Raw genomic sequence first — 17,550 nt, 5'->3', positions numbered from 1 at the left:
CGACGAAGGCGCCGAGCAGGTCCGTCATGCGCGGCGCGAGGCGCTCGAGGGTGGCGGAAAGATCCGCGGGAGAGATATGCAGGAGGGGCGGTGTGGAACTCATGGCAGTACCGGTTGGGTGCAAGCTTCATGCCTCAGGCCGGGCCAGCATACCGCTGACGCACGTTCCTGCTGTAAGAGGCGCATGGCCGAACCCATTCATTCTCCTCACCGCCGCCCGCGCCACCACTGATCACTTCTGCGCCGTAGAACACGTCGGCGCCGGCACCGCCCTCTGCCGCTTCGTTGCCCGCGCCGCGTAGACGAAATCGTCTTCTGGTGGAAAGAAAAGGCAACTGCCCATGATTGCGCGGGGCCTTTGCACCAAAGACGGCAGCGACCGTGCAGACCAAACGCTCCATATTGGACCATTTGGTCCACTCGGCGCCGGCACAGACCCGTAAGTGGTTGATTTCAAAAGGCTTAGCCAAGTGGCACGGCCTATGCGTAAGCCCCCGGCGCGCGTCCATCGGCGTTGCGCCCACAGCTCATCCCTCACCCTCGGTCCAGGAGCGCAACGCATGAACGTCGGCATCTTCATCCCCATCGGCAACAACGGCTGGCTGATCTCGGAGAACGCTCCGCAGTACAAGCCGAGCTTCGACCTCAACAAGCAGATCACGCAAAGGGCCGAGCACTACGGCGTGGACTTCGCACTGTCGATGATCAAGTTGCGCGGCTTCGGTGGCAAGACCGAGTTTTGGGATCACAACCTAGAAAGCTTCACGCTGATGGCCGGGCTGGCCGCCGTCACCTCGAAGATCAAGCTCTTCGCCACGGCGGCCTCGCTGGTCATGCCGCCCGCCATCGTGGCGCGCATGACCTCCACCATCGACTCGATCTCCAACGGCCGCTTCGGCCTCAACCTGATCACCGGCTGGCAGAAGCCCGAGTACTCGCAGATGGGCCTATGGCCCGGCGACGAATTCTTCGCGATGCGCTACCGCTACCTGTCGGAGTACGTGCAGGTGCTGCGCGAGCTGTGGACCACCGGTCAGTCCGACTTCAAGGGCGAGCACTTCCAGATGGACGATTGCCGCGTGAGCCCGAAGCCGCAGGCCGACATGAAGGTGATCTGCGCCGGCCAGAGCGATGCCGGCATGGACTTCTCCGCGAAGTACGCCGACTACAACTTCTGCTTCGGCAAGGGCGTGAACACGCCCAAGGCCTTTGCGCCGGCGGCCGAGAAGCTCATCGAGGCGACCAGGAAGACCGGCCGCCACGTCACTTCCTACGTGCTCTTCATGGTGATCGCCGATGCCACCGACGAAGCCGCGCGCGCCAAGTGGGAGCACTACAAGGCCGGCGCCGACCAGGAAGCGCTGGCCTGGCTCACGCAGCAGAGCGCGGCCGACACCAAGTCGGGTGCCGACACCAACGTGCGCCAGATGGCCGACCCGACTTCCGCCGTCAACATCAACATGGGCACGCTGGTCGGCTCCTACGCCACCGTGGCACGCCTGCTCGACGAAGTCGCCGAGGTGCCGGGCACCGAAGGCGTGCTGCTGACCTTCGATGACTTCGTGCTCGGGGTGGAGGCTTTCGGCGAGCACATCCAGCCGCTGATGAAGAGCCGCATGCACATCGCGAGCCCCGTGCCTTCGCGCGTCGCTGCCGAGCGCCTGGCCGCCTGATTCGAAGCGACCCCGCTATGAAGAACACCACCATCGCCTCCAGCACGCCGGCGGGCGTGCCGAATGCACCGGGCGCGCCTGCGCCGCGGGTGCTGCCGGCACGGCCCGAGCCGCTGGCGCTGCACGCTGCCAACTCGGCGCTGATCGTCGTCGACATGCAGAACGCCTACGCCTCGATCGGCGGCTATGTGGACTTGGCCGGCTTCGACATCTCGGGCGCGCAGGGCGTGATCGCCAACATCGCGCGCACCATCGCCGCCGCGCGCGCGGCCGGCATGCTCGTCGTGTTCCTGCAGAACGGCTGGGATGCGGACTACGTGGAGGCCGGCGGCCCCGGCTCGCCCAACTGGTACAAGTCCAACGCGCTCAAGACCATGCGCAAGAAGCCCGAGCTGCAAGGCCGCTTCCTCGCCAAGGGAGGCTGGGACTACGCGCTCGTCGATTCGCTCCAGCCGCAGGCGAGCGACATCGTCATCCCCAAGACCCGCTACAGCGGCTTCTTCAACAGCACGCTCGACAGCAGCCTGCGCGCGCGCGGCATCCGCAACCTGGTCTTCACCGGCATCGCCACCAACGTGTGCGTGGAGTCCACGCTGCGCGACGCCTTCCACCTCGAGTACTTCGCCGTGATGCTTGAAGACGCCACCCACGAGCTCGGCGGACCGGCGATTCAGCAGGCCGCGGTCTACAACGTCGAGACCTTCTTCGGCTGGGTCTCGAAGGTCGACGACTTCTGCCGCACCTTCGCGCCCGAGGCCGCCACCCAACCCGCACCGGCCGAAGCGGCCACCGCCTGATTCTTTTTCGACAAGGAGCAATCCATGCCCAAGCAAGCCATCATCCCGCCCGGTACCGGCGTGCCGCTCGCGCCCTACGTTCCCGGCACGCTCGCCGACGGCGTGCTCTACGTGTCGGGCACCCTGCCCTTCGACAAGGACAACAACGTGGTCCATGTCGGCGACGCGAGCGCGCAGGCGCGCCATGTGCTCAGCACCATCCAGGGCGTGGTCGAGGCTGCCGGCGGCAGCATGGACGACGTGACCTTCAACATGATCATGATCAAGGACTGGGCCGACTACGCGAAGATCAACGCGGTCTACGCCGAGTTCTTCCCCGGCACCAAGCCGGCGCGCTACTGCATCCAGTGCGGCCTGGTGAAGCCGGATGCGCTGATCGAGATCGCCTCCATCGCGCACGTGGGCAAGAAGGCCTGAGCATGCCACTGCACCACGAAGTGCACGGACCGACCGAGGGCGAGGCGGTGCTGCTGTCCTCGGGCCTCGGCGGCTCGGCCGGCTTCTGGTCGCCGCAGCTCGCTGCGCTGATCGGGGCCGGCCATCGCGTGATCGCCTACGACCAGCGCGGCACCGGCCGCAGCCCGGCCGAGCTGCAGGCCGGCTACGCGATCGCCGACATGGCGCGCGACGTGCTCGAGATCCTCGACGCCACCTCGACGCCGCGCTGCCACCTGGTGGGCCATGCGCTCGGCGGCCTGGTCGGGCTGCAGCTCGCGCTCGATGCGCCCTCGCGGGTGGCCAGCCTCGTGCTCGTCAACGCGTGGTCGAAGCCCAATGCGCACTCGGCCCGCTGCTTCGATGCGCGGCTGGCGCTGCTCGGCGCCTGCGGCCCGCGCGCCTATGTCGAGGCGCAACCCATCTTCCTCTACCCCGCCGCCTGGTGCGCCGCCCATGCGCAGCGCGTGGCCGACGAGGTCGCGCATGCGCTCGCGCATTTCCCCGGCGAGGCCAACATGCGCGCGCGCATCGCAGCGCTGCGCGCCTTCGATGTCGACGCTCGCCTGGCCGAGATCGCCGTGCCGGCGCTGGTGGCCGCCGCCACCGACGACACGCTGGTGCCCTGGACCTGCTCGCAGCGCCTCGCCGAAGGCCTGCCCCGCGCGAGCCTCGAATGCGTCTCCCATGGCGGCCATGCGCACAGCGTGACCGAGGCCGAGCTCTTCAACCGCAGCCTGCTCGCCTTCCTGGCGCGCGTGAACGCATCGGGAGTCCCCGCATGAAAGCACTGGACGACGACGCCCTGGCGCTTCTTTTCACCGAAGCCCGCTCGCACAACGGCTGGCGCCCCGAGCCGGTCTCCGACGCCTTGCTCGAACAGGTCTACGCGCTCGCGCGCACCGGGCCGACCTCGGCCAACTGTTCGCCGGGCCGCTTCGTCTTCGTGCGCACGCCCGAGGGCAAGGCGCGCCTGGCGCCGGCCTTGTCGAAGGGCAATCTCGAGAAGACGATGAACGCGCCGGTCACCGTGATCGCCGCCTGGGACAGCGCCTTCTACGACAAGCTGCCCACGCTGTTCCCGCATGCCGACGCCAGAAGCTGGTTCACCGGCAGCGTCGAGGCCGCGCGCGAGACGGCCTTTCGAAACGCCACGCTGCAAGCCGCCTACCTGCTGCTCGCCGCGCGCGCGCTGGGGCTGGATGCGGGGCCGATGTCGGGCTTCGACAGGGCCAGGATCGACGCCGCGTTCTTCACCGGCACGCCCTGGACCACCAACTTCCTGATCAACCTGGGCCACGGCGACCCCGCGAAGCTGTTCGGCCGCCTGCCGCGGCTGGATTTCTCGCAAGCCTGCGCGCTCGCCTGAGGAAAGCACCGACGCCATGAACGCCTTGCCCAGGAGCGACTACCGCGATGCGATGGCCCGCCTCGGCGCGGCCGTCCATGTCATCACCACCGACGGCCCTGGCGGGCGCGCCGGCTTCACCGCATCGGCCGTGTGCAGCGTGACCGACGAGCCGCCGACGCTCCTGGTCTGCCTCAACCGCTCGGCCTCGGTCTACCCGGCCTTCCAGGCCAACGGCGTGCTCTGCGTGAACGCGCTGGCCGCGGGGCAGCAGGCGCTGTCGGGCCTGTTCGGCGGCAAGACGCCGATGGACGAACGCTTCGCCGCGGGTCGCTGGAGCCGCAAGCGCACCGGCGCGCCGGTGCTCGAAGGTGCGGCCGTGTCCTTCGACTGCCGCGTGTCGCAGGTGACGCGCGTGGGTACGCACGACGTGCTGTTCTGCGAGGCCGTCGCCATCGCGATCGGCGGTACCGCGCACGGCCTGATCTACTTCGACCGCCGCTACCACGACATCGTCGCCGCGCCGCACTGAGCGGGCGGCGCGCTCAGCGCGTGGTGATGCCGCCCAGAACGATGCGCTGCACGTTGTCCACCGTCTCCTCGAAGAACTCCGGGTCGTCCAGCGTGCGGCCGGTGATGGCCTGCACCTGCACGCCGAAGTCGGCGTAGTGCTGCGTGGTCGCCCACAGGGCGAAGATCAGATGATGCGGATCGACCGGCGCGAGCTTGCCGGCGGCCACCCAGGCGCGGATCACTTCGGATTTGCGCGTCACCAGAGCGCGCAGTTCGCGGTCGAGTTCGTCGCGCAAGAGCGGCGCGCCCTGGATCATCTCGAGGCAGAACAGGCGCGAGGCATCGGGCTGGTCGCGCGAGATCACCAGCTTGCGCCGGATGTAGTCGCCGATCGCCTGCCGCGGATCCTGCTCGGCGCTGAAGCCGTGCAGCGGCTCCAGCCACACGGCGAGCAGCTCGCGCAGCACCGAAACGTAGAGCTCCTCCTTGTTGGCGAAGTAGTAGAGCAGGTTGCTCTTCGAGACATCCGCGCGCGCCGCGACCTGGTCGACGCTGGTGCCGTGCAGGCCGAAGCGCGAGAAGAGTCCGAGCGCCGCGCGCAGGATCGCCGCGCGCTTGTCCTCGATCTGGCGCAGCCGACGGTTCACTGAGCTGACGCTGCGCACCACCGGCGCGCGCTTCGGATGCACGCGCTTGGATGGCGGCGCTTCGACGGCCAGCACGGACGGCGGCTTGATGCTGCTGCTGCGAGTTTTCGGCATGTGTTGCTTTGGTTCTTTCTCCACCCGGGATTCTCGTTGTCTGCGATGCGGCCCGCATGCACGAGCTGCACCACCCATGGTACGCACCATCGCAACACCCCGCGCACGCATTCGCCGTGCCGCGCCGCCGCCCGCGCACCACGCCGATGCAGCCAATCGCATTTGTCCATTTGGTCCAACTGGCATGGACGTTGCATGTCGACGCATCGCCACCGTCATACCGAAGGATTGAAAGCATGACCCTGCTGTCCGTACCGATCATCGATCTGGCGCCCTTTTTTTCCGGAACGCCCGAAGGCAAGGCCGCGGTGGCGCGCAAGGTCGATGAGGCCTGCCGCAGCATCGGCTTCCTGGTCATCACGAACCACGGCATCGCGCCCGAACTCATCGCGCGTGTCTCGGCGGCGTCGCGCGAATTCTTTGCCCTGCCGCTGGCCGAGAAGCGCAAGGTCGATCGCCCGCGCGACGACGCGGTGCGCGGCTACAGCGCGGTGGGCGAGGAAGGCTTGTCGTACAGCCTCGAAGAAGCGGCGCCGGGCGACCTGAAGGAGTCGTTTTCCATCGGTCCCTCCAACGTGCCCGCCGACGACTACCACCGGGGCGTTGCGGCCGGCCCACACTTCGAGCCCAACGTCTGGCCTCAACTGCCGGGCTTCCAGCCGGCCTTCGACGACTACTTCGAAGCGATGAGCGATCTCTCGCGTTCGCTGATGCGCATCTTCGCGCTCGCGCTGGAATTGCCCGAGACCTTCTTCGACGACAAGATCGACAAGCACATCAGCATGTTCCGCGTGCTGAGCTATCCGCCGCAGACCGAGGCTGCATTGCCGGGCCAGCTGCGCGCCGGCGCGCACAGCGACTACGGCAGCCTCACCGTCGTGCTGCCCGACGACAAGGGCCTGCAGGTCTTCAACAAGGCCGGCCAGTGGGTCGACGTGCCGATGGTCGAAGGCGGCCTGGTGGTGAACATCGCCGACCTCATGATGCAGTGGACCAACGACCTGTGGGTCTCGACGCTGCACCGCGTGGTCAACCCGCCGCCGGATGCGGCCGCCACCAACCGCCGCCAGTCGCTGGTGTTCTTCCACCAGCCCAACTACGACGCGATGGTCGAGTGCCTGCCGAGCTGCCTTGCGCCCGGCGAGGCGCCGAAGTACGCGCCGATCTCTTCCGGCGACCACTTGAAGTCGAAGTTCCTGAAGCAAACGACGTTCGGCGGAACGAAGGCCACCGCCTGACATGGCCCATCTCTCCTACGTCAACGTCTTCGCCCAAGACGTGGTCGCGCTCAGCGGCTTCTACCAGCGCGTGTTCGGTTTCCCCGAGATCGAGGCCATCCGCTCGCCGATCTTTCGCGGCCTCGACACGGGAAAGTCCAGCCTGGGCTTCAACGCCTTCGATGCCTACGAGCTCTTGCAGCTGACCGAGTTCTGCGACACGCGCGGCGTCAAGTTCCTGCTGAACATCGATGTCGATTCGCAAGAGGAAGTCGATTCGCTGGTGCCGATCGCCGTCGCCGCCGGCGCCACGCTGGTCAAGCCGCCCTACCTCACCTACTACCACTGGTACCAGTCGGTGCTGCTCGACCCCGAGGGCAATGTGTTCCGTATCAATTTCATGATGAAAGGTCCGAGTGATGTTGCGTAGATCGATTCCCTGCGCCGTGGCGGCGCTCTTGGCATGTGCGGCGCTGGCCGGTCCGGCCGCGGCAGCCGACGGCTTCACGCTCAAGGGCAAGCCGAAGATCGCGATGCTGTACTTCGGCCCCAAGAACGACGGCGGCTGGACGCAGGCCTTCGACGAGGCGCGCATCAAGGTCGAGAAGGAAACCGGCGAGAAGATCCAGTTCGTCGAGAACGTGCCGGAAGACGCCTCCGCCATCAAGCCCGCGGCCGAGAAGTTCATCCAGCGCGGCGCCAACATCATCATCGGCACCGCCTTCGGCTACTCCGACAGCTTCAAGGAGCTCGCGGCCAAGTACCCCGAGGTGGCCTTCCTCAACGGCTCGGGCACCAGCAACGGCGCCAATCTCGAATCCTTCTACGGCCGCACCTACGAGAGCCAGTACCTGTGCGGCATGGCCGCGGGAGCGGCATCGAAGACCGGCAAGCTCGGCTTCGTCGCGGCCAACCCCTTCGGCGTCGTCAACTGGACCATCAACGCCTTCGCGCTCGGCGCGCAGAAGATGAATCCGAACGCCACGGTGAACGTGATCTACACGGGTTCGTGGAACGACCCGGTCAAGGAGCGCGCCGCGGCGGCCGCGCTGATCGACCAGGGCGCCGACGTGATCGGCCAGCACGTCGACAGCCCGACGCCGCAGATCGTGGCGCAGGAGCGCGGCGTCTACGGCACCGGCCACCACCGCGACCTGCGGCAGTTCGCGCCGAAGGCCACGCTGTGCTCCTCGGTCTGGGTATGGGACAAGTTCCTCACGCCGGAGCTCAAGAAGATCATGGCCGGCAACTGGAAGCCCGCGCCCTACGGCGCCTTCATTCCGATGAGCGCGGGCGGCACCGACATCGCGGGCTTCGGCCCGGGGGTGCCGAAGGACAAGGCCGCGGCGATCACCGCCGAGCGCGACGCGCTGCTCAAGGGCAAGCAGATCTATGCCGGTCCGCTCGCCGACCGCGAGGGCAAGGAGCGCGTGGCCAAGGGCGCGGTGCTCTCGGACGCCGATCTCTGGAAGATGGACTGGTTCGTCAAAGGCGTCGTGACGCAGAAATGACCACGGCCCTCGAGCTCAGTGGCATCCACAAGTCCTTCGACGGATTTGCGGCGCTCACCGACGCGCACTTCTCGGCGCGCTGGGGCGAGGTGCATGCGCTGCTGGGCGAGAACGGCGCGGGCAAGTCCTCCCTGATGAACATCGCGGCCGGTCTTTATGCGGCCGAGGCCGGCGCCATGCTGGTCGACGACAACCCGGTGCGCTTCAGCGGGCCGCGAGACGCGGCGAAGGCGCGCATCGGCATGGTCCACCAGCACTTCCGGCTGGTGCTGCCGTTCACGGTGGCGCAGAACATCCTCCTGACCGTGCCGCGGTCCGAGCGTTTGGAAAGCCATGGCAAGCGTTTGCGCCGCGTCGAAGAGGCCATCCGCGACAAGGCGCGCGAGCTCGGTTTCCACATCGACCCGGCGCAGCGCGTGGACCGGCTGTCGGTCGCCGAGCAACAGCGCGTCGAGATCCTCAAGGTGCTGCTGGCCGGCGCGCGCATCCTGATCCTCGACGAGCCCACCGCCGTGCTGACCGACCAGGAGGCCGAGCGTCTGCTCTCCACCGTGCACGGGCTCGCACGCCGCGGCGCAGCGGTGGTGCTGGTCACGCACAAGATGGCCGACGTCAAGCGCCATGCCGACCGCGTGACCGTGATGCGCGGCGGCCGCACGGTCGCGACGGTCGACCCGCAGCAGATGCCGGTGGGCGAGCTGGTCCGGCTCACGGTCGGCGAATCGATCACCGCACCTGCCGCCGGGTTGACACGCGCGACGCCGGGTCCGGTTCGGCTCGCGGTACGCGGATTGCGTTCGCCCGAGGTGCAAGGCCGCCGCGTGCTCGACGGCATCGATCTCGATCTGCGCGCGGGCGAGATCTACGGGCTCGCCGGCGTCGGGGGCAACGGCCAGGGGGAACTCGCGGGCGCGATCATGGGCCTCCCGGGCCGGACCGAAGGCGAGATCGCGCTCGATCGCCATGGCGATCTCAAGGCGACGCCGCCGACGGCGCGCCGTGCACTGGGCCTGGCGGCCATTCCCGCCGACCGCTACGGCCTCGCGCTCGCAGGCGGCCTCTCGGTGTCCGAGAACTACGGCATCGGACAGGTCCACAGCGGGCGCTACGGCTCGGCCTGGCGCCTCGCGCGCCGCGAGATGGACAAGGACGCCCAGGCGGCGGTCGCCGCCTTCGACGTGCAGGGCGTGCGCTCGATCGCGCAGAAGGCCGCGCTGCTGTCGGGCGGCAATGCGCAGAAGCTGGTGCTCGCGCGCGAGTTCGGCAAGTCGCCGCGGCTGGTGCTGGCCCACAGCCCGAGCCGCGGGCTGGACGTGCGCGCCGGGGCCGAAGTACATGCGCGGCTGCGCGCGGCGCGCGATGCCGGCGCGGCGGTGCTCCTGATCAGCGAAGACCTCGACGAGGTGCTAGCACTGGCCGACCGCGTGGGCGTGATGACGCGCGGGCGCATCGTGGCCGAGTTCGCGCAGCCGGCCGACCGGCAAGCCGTCGGCCAGGCCATGGTGGACCATGGCTGAGCCTTCGCTCGCGATGCCCATCTCGCACCTCGCGGACACACCGGCGGCGTCAACCGTGCGCCAACCCCGGGCCGCGCGCCGCTACGCGCTCGAGATTCGCCAGCACATGGCCTGGCACTGGCAGGCGCTGATCCTCGCCACCGCCATCGGCGTGGGGCTCCTGCTCTCGGCGGCCATCCTGGTGGCCGCAGGCGTGCCGGCGGGCGAGTTGCTCAACGAGTTCATCGTCCAGACCTTTTTCGACGGCCAGAACTTCCGCGCCGTGCTGTTCCAGGCGGCGCCGATGATCCTGGTCGGGCTGGCCGGTGCGATGGCCTTTCGCGCACGCTTCTGGAACCTCGGCCTCGAGGGCCAGATGATCTGGGGCGCGATCGGTGCGACGGCCGTCTCTTTCTTCGAGATCGGCCCGCCTTCCTTGCGCCTGCCGCTGATGTTCGTTGCCGCGCTGGCCGCCGGAGCGCTGTGGGTGCTGGGGCCGGCGCTGCTCAAGCTCCGGCTGGGCGTCAACGAGATCATCTCGACCTTGATGCTCAACTACATGGCGGCCAATTTCCTGCTGCACCTGGTGTATGGCAGCTGGAAGGACCCGAAGGACAACTTCCCCTATTCGCCGCAGTTCCGTTCCTTCGAGCGCCTGCCCGATCTCTTCGCGGGCGTGAACAGCGCCATTCTGCTGGCCGCCATCGTCGCGTTGCTGGGATGGTGGCTGGTGGGCGTGAGCCGCGCCGGCCTGTACCTGCGCTTCGTCGACGCCAACCCGCGCATGGCGCATGCGGCCGGCGTGCCGGTGGCGCGCGTCATCTACGGCGCGGTGCTGCTCTCGGGCGCAATGGCCGGCCTCGCGGGCTTCGCCGTCGCCGCGGGGCAGGAGGGCCGGCTCACGCAGGCCTTCTACCAGGGCTATGGCTTCTCGGGCATCCTGATCGCCTTCCTCGCGCGCAACAACCCGCTGGCCGCCACGGTGGTCGCGCTGATGGTCGCGGCGCTGTTCGTGACCGGACGCAGCCTGCAGGTGTTCTACCAGGTGCCCTTCTCGATGGTGCAGCTGATCCAGGCCGTGATCGTGGTGTGCGTGGCGTCGAGCGACTTCTTCATCAGGCACCGGCTGCGCCGCGTGGGGGCTGGAGCCGCGTGATGGACATCGTGCTCAACTGGCTTGCCAACACGCCGGATTTCGCGGTGCCCTATGCGCTGGCTGCGCTGGGCCTGATCGTCTGCGAACGCGCGGGCGTGCTCTCGCTAGGCGCCGAGGGGCTGATGCTGGTCGGCGCGCTGGCCGGCATCGGGGCGCAGCTCGCGTTCGGCGAGCCGGCGGTGTCGCTGCTGCTCGCCATGCTGGCCGCCGCCGTCGTCTCCTTGCTGTTCGCTGTGATGGTGATCTGGCTGCGCGTCAACCAGGTGATCGCAGGCTTGGCGCTGGTGTTCTTCTGCCAGGGGCTCACGGCGCTGATCGGCACGCTGGCCCAGTGGACCAACCAGGCCACGCCCGGCATCGGTGCGATGGCGCTGTGGCCCTTGTCGATGCTGCCCGTCGTGGGCCGCCTGTTCCAGCAGAACGCGATGGTCTGGCTCACGCTGCCGGTCTTCGCGGCCGCCACCTGGTTCCTGCTGCGCACCGATGCGGGCCTCAGGTTGCGCGCCGTGGGCGAGAACCCGCAGGCCGCCGATGCGGCCGGCATCTCGGTCTCGGCCTGGCGCTTCGCGGCGGTGCTGGCCGGCTCCGCCCTGGTCGGCCTGGCCGGCGCCTACATCTCGGTCGTCAGCACCAAGCTGTGGATCGCCGGCATGACCGGCGGGCGCGGCTGGATCGCCGTCGGCCTCGTGATCTTCGCGCGCTGGTCGCCGTGGAAGGCGCTCGTCGGTGCGCTGCTCTTCGGCTGCATCGAGGCGCTGATCCCGCAGCTGGCCGCGGCAGGCGTGCAGCTGCCGCAGTACTTTGTGCTGATGACGCCCTATGCGGTGACGCTGGGCGTGATGGTCTGGGTGGCGCTGGCCCGGCGCGGCGGCGATGGCGAACCGGGCGCCTTGGGTGTGCCCTATGTGCGGGAGGAAAGGCGATGAAGGCCTACGTCTACGAAGAGTCGCGCGAACTGGGCGAAGCCTTCGACGACTATCTCGACCCGGCGGCCACTGCCGTGATCTCGATCGACATGCACCGCGGCCATCTCGACGAAGGCCCCGACTGCCCCTGCCCGGCGCCGCGCGCACGCGAGCTGGTGGCGCCGATCGACGCCTTCCACGATGAGGCCCGCGCGCTCGGCGTGCCCATCGTGCACGTCAAGTCGGTGCTCCGGCCCGGCGGCGCCGACGACCTGCGCGGCATCCCGGCCGCATGGCGGAGGACCTTTCCGCTGCACGTGGGCGAGATCCCGAACGCCGATGCCCATGCGATCGAAGGCAGCCGCTGGACCGAGTGGGTCACGCGGGTCGAGCCCGGCGACCTGCGGGTGGAGAACAAGCGCCGGCTCTCGGCCTTCTACCCCACCGATCTCGACTTCCTGCTGCGCAACCAGGGCATCCGCACCGTGGTGCTCAACGGCGGCTTCACCGACTGCTGCGTGCTCAACACCGCCTTCGACGCCAACAACCACAACTACCGCGTGATCGTGCTGCGCGACCTGGTGCGCGGCACCGACGCACACCTCGAGGCCGCGGCGCTCAGCATGGTGTCGCTGCACCTAGGGCTGGTGGTGGAGGCGGCGGACCTGCTGGCGCACTGGCAGCAGTACTTCTCGTTCGAAGTTCATCCATGACATCCATTCCCCTCATCGATCTACACGGCAACATCGACTCCGAGGCGCCTCTTGCGCGCGAGACTGCGGCGCGTCTCCACGAAGCCCTCAGCACCATCGGCTTCGCCTACATCGCGGGGCACAACGTGGCGGCCGCTTCGCGCGACGCGGCCTTCGCGGCCTCGCGCGAGTTCCATGCCTCGCCGCTCGAACGCAAGCAGTCGATCGCGATCAACGGTTTCCATCGCGGCTACATGGGCATGGCCACTTCCACCATCGTCACCTCCTCGGTGGCGAAGGTGACGCGGCCGAACATGAGCGAGTCGCTGATGCTCATGCACGAGCTGCCGCCGGACGATCACCGCCTGCTGGCCGGCCTGCCGCTGCAGGGCCCCAACCAGTGGCCCGGCTGGGTGCCGGACTTCCAGGTGCGCATCGAGCGCTACATCGCCGAAGTCGACGCGCTCTCCCGCTACCTCGTGCAGCTGATCGCCATGAGCCTGGGGCTGCCGGCGCATGCGCTGGATCATCACTTCGAGAAGCCCACCACCTTCCTGCGCCTCTTGCACTACCCGCCGCAGCCGCCGCTGGAAGACGAGCAGATCGGCTCGGCCCCGCACACCGACTACGGCGTCATCACGCTGCTGGCGCAGGACGACGCGGGCGGCCTGCAGGTACGCCCGCGCGGCGGCGACTGGATCGAGGCGCCGCCGATTGCGAACACCTACGTGCTCAACGTCGGCGACATGCTCGCGCGCTGGACCAACATGCGCTTCGTCTCGACGCCGCACCGCGTCATCAACCGCTCCGGCGGCGACCGCTATTCGCTGCCCTACTTCTTCGACCCGGGCATGGACGCGCTGATCGAATGCCTGCCGACCTGCACCGACGAAGCCAACCCGCCGAAGCATGCGCCGGTGCACTACGGCGACTACCTGCTCGACCGCCTGAACCGCAACTACGACTACCGCCGCACATCGGCCGGCGATTCCGTCACCGCCTGATCCTTCCACTGCCGCCCGAAAGTCTTCCCATGCTCGCTCTTCAAAATCGCCGCGACCTCCTCCTGCGCAGCCTCGGCGCCGCCGCCGGCCTCGCGCTGCCTGCCCTGCCCTCCTTCGCCGCCGCGCCGCTGGTGGTCAACACCTACGGCGGCCGCTGGGAGAAGTTCTGGCGCAGCGACCTGCTGCCGATGCTCGACAAGGCCAGCGGCGTGCAGCCCACGCTGGACGTCGGCCTGGGCAAGAATTTCATCGCCAACCTGCGCGCCGCCGGCATCGAGAAGCCGCCCTACAGCGTGCTGATGGTCAACGAGAACATCGCGAGCGTGGTGCGCGGCGAGGGCTACTTCGAGCCCATTCCCGCGGTCAAGGTGCCCAACCTCGCGAACGTCTATCCGAACCTGCGCAACCCGGGCGACAACGGCGTGCGCGGCATCGTGTCGACCATCGGCATCGGCTACCGCAAGGACCTGGTGAAGACGCCGCCCAAGTCCTGGACCGATCTCTGGAGCAACCCTGAGTTCAAGGGCAAGATCGGCCTCTACCAGATCGGCAACACGGCCGCGATGCTGTTCCTGCTGATGACCGCGAAGATCCACGGCGGCTCGCAGGACGCGATCGACCGTGCCTTCGTCGAGATCAAGAAGCTGCTGCCCTTCACGCAGGCCGACTGGAGCGGCACGCTCTCGACCATGCTCACGCGCGGCGACGTCACGGTGGCGGTGATCGACTTTCCCGAGATCGTCGCGCTCAAGAAGAAGGGCGTGCCGGTCGAGATGGTGGTGCCGAGCGAGGGCGTGGTGGCCTTCGAGCAATCCTTCAACATCCTCAAGAACGCGCCCAACAAGGAGGATGCCTACAAGTACCTGAACTTCATCCTGCAGCCCGAGGTGCAGGAAATGATGGCCAAGGAGTTCTTCACTTCGCCCACCAACACCAAGGTGCAGCTGGCATCGTCGATGGCGGCCGACGTGCCGGTCAGCGGCAAGGCCATGGCCTCGATCGTCGGCTTCGACTGGAGCAAGGTCAATCCCCAGCTGCCGGCCATCACCGACCGCTGGAACCGGGAGATCAAGTGAGCGCGGTGCTGCCGGCCGGCGCACGGCCGGCGGATTCGGACGCGGCCGCCGCGGTGCGCGCACGCCGCATGACGCGGCTCACGCTGAAGGGCCTCGGCAAGAGCTTCCAGGCCATGACGGCGCTGCACGCGCTGGAGCTTCACACCGAGCCCGGCGAGTTCATCTCGCTCTTGGGCCCGAGCGGCTGCGGCAAGACCACCACGCTGCGCTGCGTGGCCGGCTTCGAGTACCCCGACGAGGGTGCGGTGCTGCTCGACGGCGAAGACATCACCGGCCTGCCGCCCGAGCGCCGCGACATCGGCATGGTGTTCCAGAACTACGCGCTGTTCCCGCATCTCACGGTGCGGCGCAACCTCGCCTTCGGCCTCGAGATGCGCAACGTGCCCAAGGCCGAGATGGCGCGCCGCATCGATGCCATGCTGGCGATGGTGCAGCTCACGAGCATGGCCGAGCGCTATCCGCGCCAGCTCTCGGGCGGCCAGCAGCAACGCGTGGCGCTGGCCCGCGCACTGGTGATCGAGCCGCGCCTGCTGCTGCTCGACGAACCGCTGGCCAACCTCGACGCGGTGCTGCGCGAGGACATGCGCGTCTTCATCCGCGAACTGCAGAAGCGCGTGGGCATCACCACGCTCTATGTCACGCACGACCAGGCCGAGGCGATGGTGATGTCCGACCGCGTGGCGGTGATGCTGGGCGGACGGCTGCAGCAGTTCGTCGTGCCCGAGGCGATCTACCTGCGTCCGCGCAGCGTCGATGTCGCGCGCTTCATCGGCCGCTCCAACCTGATCGAGGGCCGCGTCGAATCGATGCTGCCCAACGAAGGCCCGTGGCTGCGCTTTCGCATCGAGACTGCGCTCGGCACCGTGGAGGCCGACCATGACCAGCCGCTCGCGCCCGGCCAGCCCGTGCAGGTCACGATCCGGCCCGAGGCCATCCACTTCGACGGCAGCGGCCCCTATCAGGGCCAGGTGGCCACCAGCTATTTCCTCGGCAGCAGCGTGGAGCACACGGTTCACTGCGCGGGCGGCCAGACGCTGCTGGTGCAGACCTCGCCGGGCCAGCGCGTCGCGGCCGGTGCGACGAGCGGCATGCGCTTCGAGCCCGGACACGCCTGGATCATCGCGGGGCAGGAATGAGCGCCATCGCCTCCACCGCAACGGTGCCGCGTGCGACGCGGACCGTGCCGCTTGCACGCCGCGCCTTCTGGCTGATCGTGCCTGCCTTAGTGCTGATCGGCATCTTCCTGGTTCTGCCTTACCTCAACATCGTGCTGATGAGCCTGCGCCCGCCGGCCGTCGGCGCACCCTACGGCGCGGGCCTCACGCTTGCCAACTACGGCCGCGCGCTCTCCGACGGCTACCTGCTCGGCGTGCTGGGCGACACGCTGCTCCTGGGCCTCACCGTCACGCCGATCTGCCTGCTGTTGGGCTACCCGGTGGCCTACCACCTCGCGCGCACGCGCTCGCGCTGGGGCAGCGTGCTCTATGTGCTGGTGCTCTCGCCGCTGCTGGTGGGCGTGGTGGTGCGCAGCTTCGGCTGGCTGATCCTGCTGTCGGGCAACGGTGTGGTCAACCGCGTGCTGCTCGACCTCGGCCTGGTCGAGACCGGCCTGCAGCTGATGAACAACCGGCTCGGCGTGACCATCGCGCTGGTGCACGTGTTCCTGCCCTTCATGATCCTGCCGCTGGTCGGCGCGATCCAAAGCATCGACCCCTCGCTCGAATCGGCCGCGCGCTCGCTCGGCGCCTCGCGGCTCAAGGTCTTCTGGCGCCTCGTGCTGCCCTTGTCATGGCCGGGCATCCAGGCCGGCACGATCCTGGTCTTCGTGCTCGCGTTGAGCGCCTATGTGACGCCGGTGATGCTCGGCGGCGCGCAGGTCAAGACCATGTCGGTGCTGGTGGTGCAGAACCTGATCGACAACTTCCAGTGGCCCGCCGGCGCGGCGCAGGCGCTGGTGCTCACGGCCTGCGGCATGGCGGCGGTGGCGCTCTATGGGAAGCTGACCGGTCGCTTCATGAAGGGCCTGGCATGACGCGCCGCGCACCGCTGTCGCATTGCGTGGCGGACGGCTTCGGCCTGCTCTACATCGGCGCCGTCTACGCCTTCCTGCTGCTGCCGATCGCGATCATCGTGCTGATGTCGCTCAACGCCGGCGAGTTCATGAGCTTCCCGCCGCAGGGCATCTCGCTGCGCTGGTTCGGTGCGCTGTTCGTCAACGAGGCCTTCATGCGCGCCATCCGCAGCTCGCTGCTGCTGGCGTCGGCCGCGACGCTGACCTCGTCGGTCATCGGCATCGCCGGCGCGCTCTACGTGGTGAGGTATGCGCAGCGGCTGCGCGAGCCTCTGCGCATGCTGCTGATGATGCCGCTCATGCTGCCCGAGATCCTCACCGCCATCGCGCTGCTGTTCTTCCTCTACGCGAGCGGCATCGGCACGCGCACGATGTTCGGTCTGGTCGTTGGCCACGTGCTGGTGACCCTGCCCTACGTGTTCACCAACGTGGCGTCGGCGCTCTACAACCAGGACGCCTCGCTCGAGCAGGCGGCGCGCAGCCTTGGCGCCTCGCCCTGGCGCGCTTTCGTGCGCGTGACGCTGCCGCTGATCAAGCCCGGCATCATCACGGGCGCGCTGTTCGCCTTCGTGATCTCCTTCGACCTCTTCAACATGTCGCTGCTTCTGAAGGGCATCGGCATGACGACGCTGCCACTGCAGCTCTTCGACTACCTGCGCTGGGACTTCGACCCGACCGCGGCCGCCGTGTCGACGGTCAGCATTGTGCTCACCCTCGTTGTGGTGGTGTGGGTGGACCGGACGGTGGGGCTGCGCTCGCTGCGCTTCGGCTGAGCCAGCCTTCCGCCACCGCCAGCAGCTCGCCCCGCCACACCAGCTCGGGCGCCTCCATGTGGCGGCAGTTCGATCTGGGGTAATCGTCCTTTCCGTGTAGTTTGATACGGTTGCTCCGAAAG

Annotated in this window: 20 protein-coding genes; 18 read left to right on the top strand and 2 right to left on the bottom strand. The window is 68.2% G+C overall.

The features are described 5' to 3' along the window. Positions 1-134: 134 nt before the first annotated feature. A complete protein-coding gene (locus EJI01_RS22805; RefSeq protein ID WP_126839405.1) occupies positions 135-470 on the bottom strand; it encodes a hypothetical protein in 336 nt (111 codons plus the stop codon). Positions 471-560: 90 nt separating this feature from the next. Here EJI01_RS22805 and rutA point away from each other — a divergent pair, with 90 nt between their 5' ends. Genes rutA through rutF form a run of 6 tightly spaced genes read left to right on the top strand, consistent with a single transcriptional unit; the run spans position 561 to position 4,785 of the window. Continuing rightward, positions 561-1,673 (top strand): pyrimidine utilization protein A, encoded by a 1,113-nt coding sequence (gene rutA, locus EJI01_RS22800; protein WP_126839404.1) that lies wholly within the window; start codon positions 561-563, stop codon positions 1,671-1,673. A gap of 17 nt (positions 1,674-1,690) precedes the next feature. Continuing rightward, on the top strand, positions 1,691-2,470 hold the full coding sequence (gene rutB / locus EJI01_RS22795; protein ID WP_126839403.1) for a pyrimidine utilization protein B: 780 nt from the start codon (positions 1,691-1,693) through the stop codon (positions 2,468-2,470). Positions 2,471-2,494: 24 nt separating this feature from the next. Continuing rightward, positions 2,495-2,887, top strand: a complete 393-nt coding sequence (rutC, locus tag EJI01_RS22790; protein ID WP_126839402.1) for a pyrimidine utilization protein C — start codon at positions 2,495-2,497, stop codon at positions 2,885-2,887. Between the two features lie 2 nt (positions 2,888-2,889). Further along, positions 2,890-3,690 (top strand): pyrimidine utilization protein D, encoded by an 801-nt coding sequence (rutD, locus tag EJI01_RS22785; protein WP_126839401.1) that lies wholly within the window; start codon positions 2,890-2,892, stop codon positions 3,688-3,690. Beyond that, complete coding sequence (locus EJI01_RS22780; RefSeq protein WP_126839400.1) at positions 3,687-4,274, top strand: malonic semialdehyde reductase; 588 nt, start codon at positions 3,687-3,689, stop codon at positions 4,272-4,274. The genes rutD and EJI01_RS22780 overlap by 4 nt, the downstream gene beginning before the upstream one ends. Positions 4,275-4,290: 16 nt before the next feature. Further along, a complete protein-coding gene (gene rutF, locus EJI01_RS22775) occupies positions 4,291-4,785 on the top strand; it encodes an NADH-dependent FMN reductase RutF (protein WP_126839399.1) in 495 nt (164 codons plus the stop codon). 13 nt (positions 4,786-4,798) lie between these two features. Here the strand turns inward: rutF and rutR are convergent, their stop codons facing one another. Then, a complete protein-coding gene (rutR, locus tag EJI01_RS22770; RefSeq protein ID WP_126839398.1) occupies positions 4,799-5,527 on the bottom strand; it encodes an HTH-type transcriptional regulator RutR in 729 nt (242 codons plus the stop codon). Positions 5,528-5,763: 236 nt separating this feature from the next. Here rutR and EJI01_RS22765 point away from each other — a divergent pair, with 236 nt between their 5' ends. Genes EJI01_RS22765 through EJI01_RS22710 form a run of 12 tightly spaced genes read left to right on the top strand, consistent with a single transcriptional unit; the run spans position 5,764 to position 17,428 of the window. Further along, positions 5,764-6,765, top strand: coding sequence for an isopenicillin N synthase family dioxygenase (locus tag EJI01_RS22765; RefSeq protein WP_126839397.1), 1,002 nt, complete (start codon positions 5,764-5,766; stop codon positions 6,763-6,765). Between the two features lies 1 nt (position 6,766). Next, a complete protein-coding gene (locus EJI01_RS22760; protein ID WP_126839396.1) occupies positions 6,767-7,174 on the top strand; it encodes a VOC family protein in 408 nt (135 codons plus the stop codon). Continuing rightward, positions 7,164-8,255 (top strand): BMP family ABC transporter substrate-binding protein, encoded by a 1,092-nt coding sequence (locus EJI01_RS22755; RefSeq protein ID WP_126839395.1) that lies wholly within the window; start codon positions 7,164-7,166, stop codon positions 8,253-8,255. The genes EJI01_RS22760 and EJI01_RS22755 overlap by 11 nt, the downstream gene beginning before the upstream one ends. Continuing rightward, positions 8,252-9,772: an ABC transporter ATP-binding protein gene (locus EJI01_RS22750; RefSeq protein ID WP_126839394.1), complete on the top strand. Its 1,521-nt coding sequence runs from the start codon at positions 8,252-8,254 to the stop codon at positions 9,770-9,772. Before EJI01_RS22755 ends, EJI01_RS22750 begins: the two co-directional genes overlap by 4 nt. 13 nt (positions 9,773-9,785) lie before the next feature. Continuing rightward, positions 9,786-10,907, top strand: coding sequence for an ABC transporter permease (locus EJI01_RS22745; protein ID WP_126839417.1), 1,122 nt, complete (start codon positions 9,786-9,788; stop codon positions 10,905-10,907). After that, positions 10,907-11,833, top strand: a complete 927-nt coding sequence (locus tag EJI01_RS22740; RefSeq protein ID WP_126839393.1) for an ABC transporter permease — start codon at positions 10,907-10,909, stop codon at positions 11,831-11,833. The genes EJI01_RS22745 and EJI01_RS22740 overlap by 1 nt, the downstream gene beginning before the upstream one ends. After that, positions 11,830-12,525: a cysteine hydrolase family protein gene (locus EJI01_RS22735; protein WP_126839392.1), complete on the top strand. Its 696-nt coding sequence runs from the start codon at positions 11,830-11,832 to the stop codon at positions 12,523-12,525. The genes EJI01_RS22740 and EJI01_RS22735 overlap by 4 nt, the downstream gene beginning before the upstream one ends. Next, on the top strand, positions 12,522-13,508 hold the full coding sequence (locus EJI01_RS22730) for an isopenicillin N synthase family dioxygenase (protein ID WP_126839391.1): 987 nt from the start codon (positions 12,522-12,524) through the stop codon (positions 13,506-13,508). The genes EJI01_RS22735 and EJI01_RS22730 overlap by 4 nt, the downstream gene beginning before the upstream one ends. Before the next feature lie 29 nt (positions 13,509-13,537). Then, the gene (locus EJI01_RS22725; protein WP_126839390.1) at positions 13,538-14,584 is read left to right on the top strand and encodes an ABC transporter substrate-binding protein; all 1,047 of its coding nucleotides are present in this window, start codon (positions 13,538-13,540) and stop codon (positions 14,582-14,584) included. Beyond that, a complete protein-coding gene (locus tag EJI01_RS22720; RefSeq protein ID WP_260602606.1) occupies positions 14,581-15,720 on the top strand; it encodes an ABC transporter ATP-binding protein in 1,140 nt (379 codons plus the stop codon). The genes EJI01_RS22725 and EJI01_RS22720 overlap by 4 nt, the downstream gene beginning before the upstream one ends. Next, positions 15,717-16,616, top strand: coding sequence for an ABC transporter permease (locus EJI01_RS22715; protein ID WP_126839389.1), 900 nt, complete (start codon positions 15,717-15,719; stop codon positions 16,614-16,616). The genes EJI01_RS22720 and EJI01_RS22715 overlap by 4 nt, the downstream gene beginning before the upstream one ends. Further along, positions 16,613-17,428 (top strand): ABC transporter permease, encoded by an 816-nt coding sequence (locus EJI01_RS22710; RefSeq protein ID WP_126839388.1) that lies wholly within the window; start codon positions 16,613-16,615, stop codon positions 17,426-17,428. The genes EJI01_RS22715 and EJI01_RS22710 overlap by 4 nt, the downstream gene beginning before the upstream one ends. The last annotated feature ends 122 nt before the right edge of the window (positions 17,429-17,550 follow it).

Origin of the sequence: Variovorax sp. MHTC-1, assembly GCF_003984645.1 — a bacterium.
Classification (GTDB): domain Bacteria; phylum Pseudomonadota; class Gammaproteobacteria; order Burkholderiales; family Burkholderiaceae_C; genus Variovorax.
This window is presented reverse-complemented; position numbering and strand designations above follow the sequence as displayed.